This window comes from Pseudomonas sp. NY15364, from assembly GCF_048068235.1.
Lineage (GTDB): Bacteria > Pseudomonadota > Gammaproteobacteria > Pseudomonadales > Pseudomonadaceae > Aquipseudomonas > Aquipseudomonas mendocina_D.
Window position 1 is genome coordinate 1 of the sequence record NZ_JBLUPX010000067.1, and the last position, 4020, is coordinate 4020.

General features: G+C 61.0%; 2 protein-coding genes and 1 pseudogene. 2 read left to right on the forward strand and 1 reads right to left on the reverse strand.

Features of this window, described 5'->3' with window-relative positions; translation table 11 throughout:
- Positions 1-917 precede the first annotated feature (917 nt).
- Positions 918-2057 carry an acyl-CoA dehydrogenase family protein gene (locus ACNFCJ_RS23835; RefSeq protein WP_125836002.1) on the reverse strand — a complete coding sequence of 380 codons (1140 nt, stop codon included), beginning with the start codon at positions 2055-2057 and terminating at the stop codon, positions 918-920.
- A gap of 247 nt (positions 2058-2304) precedes the next feature.
- On the opposite strand from ACNFCJ_RS23835, the gene ACNFCJ_RS23840 reads away from it, so the two are divergent.
- Together ACNFCJ_RS23840 and ACNFCJ_RS23845 are read left to right on the forward strand one after the other, a co-directional pair.
- On the forward strand, positions 2305-3210 hold the full coding sequence (locus tag ACNFCJ_RS23840) for a GlxA family transcriptional regulator (RefSeq protein ID WP_416773864.1): 906 nt from the start codon (positions 2305-2307) through the stop codon (positions 3208-3210).
- 119 nt (positions 3211-3329) lie between these two features.
- Positions 3330-3910, forward strand: a pseudogene (locus ACNFCJ_RS23845) (hypothetical protein); the annotation flags it as partial.
- Between the last annotated feature and the right edge of the window lie 110 nt (positions 3911-4020).

Genomic DNA, 4020 nt, shown 5'->3' on the forward strand with positions numbered 1-4020 from the left:
CGACATAGGCCTCGATCACCCGTACCAGGTGATCCTCCGGCACCAGCTCCTCCAATGTGGGAGGAAACAGGCTGCTTTGCTGACGACCTTCGCCCTGGATGTAGCCCATAATCGGGTAGGAGGCGGGGTCACCCCCGCCGTCCTCCCACACCACCGTACGTACGGTTCCGTATACGGCGGTTCCTGCCTACTGACAAACAGCATCAGCGAGCTTGGTTCCGTTGATGTGTCGCCTGCGGTAGCTAAGCGCCCAGACCGGCCCTCGGAGTTTCCGACTCCTACCTCCTGATGGTCTCGACCACCGCTGTTCACGGCGTTTCTGCTTTACGCTCCAACAGAGAGCACACCTGACTATCCACTCATGGCAGGTTCAGCCCTTCATCGCTCCGGTTTCGAGCAACTACTACGGCCTCTGCTGACTTCTGTTCGCCCATCCCGTCACCTCTCGGGGCCGGTAGCACATGGCAGGCCAAACAGATCTCCCAGGGTAATTCGCGCGACCTTCCTGCTTATGCCTGTCGGATTTACGTCGTAGCGTTCCGTGCAAGTATCGGGCTTTGGCAATCGTTGCTACCTCACCCCGCTACGCCGCCTCTATCCGCTTCCTGTTCAGCTGGGCGCCCCCGTCGAGCCAGCATTTTGCCTCGGGCTTCCTTCAGATTCGCAGTCGCCCGCGACACCCTTGCCTCTGGCTAACACTTCCCCTTGCCGGGTGTGTAGAGGACTTTCACCTCCAAGTCGTTCAGTCCACCACCACAGTGAACCGAACAGCGCCAGTCACGGCGCTACGCGCCATGCCTGGCGCACAACGACAATGCCCCCATCGAATGATGGAGGCATCGTCTTCAGCTTGCTCTCAGACTGCTAGGTTTTCACACAGTCTGTTTTGCGGGGCTTTTTATTGCCTTCGACCACCCTCAGACCAGGGAGCGAGCGATGATCTCCTTCATGATCTCGTTGGTCCCTGCGTAGATGCGCTGCACCCGCGCATCGGCCCAGGCCCGCGCCACCGGGTACTCCCACATGTAGCCGTAGCCACCATGCAGTTGCACGCACTCGTCGAGCACCTTGCATTGCAAGTCGGTCCCCCAATACTTGAGCATAGCGGCGGTGGGCACATCGAGCTTGCCGTTCAGGTGCAGCTCCAGACAACGGTCGACGAATACCCGGCCGACCTGAATTTCCGTCGCCATCTCGGCCAGCTTGAAACGGGTGTTCTGGAAGTCCGACACTGCCTTGCCGAAGGCCTTGCGCTCGCGGGTGTAATCGAGCGTCCACTGCAGCGCCGCCTCCGCCGAAGCCAGGGCGCCGATGCCCACGGTCAAGCGCTCCTGCGGCAATTCCTGCATCAGATAAGCGAAGCCCATGCCCGGCTGACCCAGGAGGTTTTCCTTGGGTACGCGCACATCCTGGAAGAACAGCTCGGAGGTGTCCTGCGCCTTCATGCCGACCTTCTCCAGGCGCTTGCCCTTGGAGAACCCGGGCGTGTTGGCCTCGACCAGGAACAGACTGGTGCCCTTGGCGCCTGCCTTCGGGTCGGTCTTGGCCACGACGATCACCAGATCGGCCAGCCAGCCGTTGGTGATGAAGGTCTTCGAGCCGTTGATCACGTACTCATCGCCATCGAGCACAGCGGTTGTCTTTACACCCTGCAAGTCGGAACCGGCGCCCGGCTCTGTCATGGCGATGGCCGTGACCATCTCGCCGCTCACCAGCTTGGGCAGGTAATGCTGCTTCTGCGCTTCACTGCCGTAATGCAGGATGTAGGGCGCGACGATATCCGAGTGCAGGGAGAAGCCAATGCCGGTCAGCCCCAGGCGCCCTATCTCCTCGATCACCACGGTACTGTAGAGGAAATCGGCCGCCATGCCGCCGTACTCTTCGGGAATATGCGAGCAGAGCATGCCGGCCTCACCCGCCTTGTTCCACAGCGCGCGATCGACATGACCGTCTTTCTCCCACTGATGATGATAGGGAACGGCCTCCTGCTCGAGGAACTTGCGCACGCTGTCGCGAAACAATTCATGGTCGGAGCTGAATATCGTTCTGGGGATCATGGCGCTACCTGTATCCGAGGCAAAGAGAAAAACAAGGCCTCGACTTTAGCCAAGCAACCGCTTGGTCACACTGGACACAAACGCCAAAAAATAAGACGATCCAGCCGTCGCATGACCACTTAGCCTTGAATAAGAACAAATACCTATGGTTATCCCGCAGCCACGTACGACCTTGCGTCGTGTCAGCATTCTCGCCACCGATGGCGTCTTCGCTTCCACCTTGATGCAAGCCAAGGACTTCTTCCACATGGCCGGCATCCGTTATGCCAAGCAACAGGGGCTTGGCTTTGCGCCACCGTTCGATATCCACTTGGTCAGCCCGGACGGCCTGCCGGTGAACAGCTTCAGCAATGTCCGCTTGCCGGTGGACGGCGGCCTCGACAGCTGCGACGTGATTATCCTGCCCGCCTTCTGGGACGACTTCGACGCCCTGTGCAAGCGCTACCCACAGGTACTGGACTGGCTCAAGCGCCAGCACGCCGATGGCACGGCGATTTGCGGCGAGGCCAGCGGCGTATTCTGGATGGCCGAAGCCGGCCTGCTCGATGGCAAGGAGGCGACTACCTACTGGCGCTTCTTCCGCGAATTCGCCGAACGCTTTCCCAAGGTGCTGCTCAATCAGGAAAAACACCTGTCCGACGCCGACAACCTGTACTGCGCTGGCGGCGTCACCTCGGCCTGCGACCTCTATATTTATCTGATCGAGCGTTACTGCGGTGCCGGCGTGGCCCAGGGCGTGGCACGTGACATCCTCTACGAGGTGCAGCGCAGCTATACCCCCGGGCGCATCGGCTTCGGCGGGCAGAAGCTGCACCAGGACGTCACCGTACTGCAGATCCAGCACTGGCTGGAAGAACACTACGCCGACAAGTTCCGCTTCGAGGACGTGGCGCGCGAACACGGCATGAGCATCCGCAACTTCATGCGCCGCTTTCAGGGCGCCACCGGCGACAAACCCCTGCACTACCTGCAGCGCCTGCGTATCGAAACAGCCAAGAGCCTGCTCTCCTCCACACGCAAGAGCATCAAGACCATCAGCTACGAAGTGGGCTACGACGATGCGAGCTTCTTCGCCCGCCTGTTCCGTCAGCACACCGAATTGTCACCCAACCAGTACCGCCGCCAGTTCCAGCAGAAAGACAACCAAGCCTGACGGCCGCCCTGCCCAGTCAGGCCGCAAGGCTTCAAGTAGCGGGTAAAGCGCCAGCCCACCCTTGGTTAGGTTGGCGCCCTGCCGCAGCGCCCTATGATCGCCGGTGAACATAAAACGCCATGCGCCGCTTATTGATTGCCCTGCTTACCACCTGCAGCCTCAGCGCTGTGGCGGCCGATAACTGGAAACCCTTTCCCCTCGACCAGAGCGTCTATGACTACAGCGGCGACAAGCTGCGCCAGGCCTGGCCGCAGCTGACACACGGCTTCGGTGACTATCCCTTCCCAGACGCCGGCTGGGGGTGAACATGGCCGGCCAACATCCACAAGCCCTGGAGAAAACCGTGGCGGCCGGCACCGGCTTTAGCGGCAAGCCCGAGGAAGCCGAAGCCTATGCGCAGAAACTGCACGAAGTCTGGCGCCTGATGTTCCGCGGTGACTTCGCCCAGGCCAAGGAACAGGGTATGGCGCTAGGCGCCGGCGGCCAGATACCGGCGATGTTCGCCCAGCTGATCTACGCCATGTTCCTGGTGCCCGATCAAACCGAGAAACATCGCCTGCTCGAAGAGGTGATTGCCTATACCGACGACGCAGGCGAACTGATACAGGCCGATATCGTCGCGCAGTTCGGCCGCGTCTACGCCAAGGCACGCCAGGGTGAGGAACTGTCAGTGCCCGTGGTGCTCAAGCGTGGCTACACCGGTCGCGGTAGGGACGGCAGTTACCTGCCGCCCCCCGCACAGATCCGTACGTGCGGAACTACCGCATACGGCTCCTGCCTCAGGTTCGTGACGCGAAGCGTTCCTCCGGA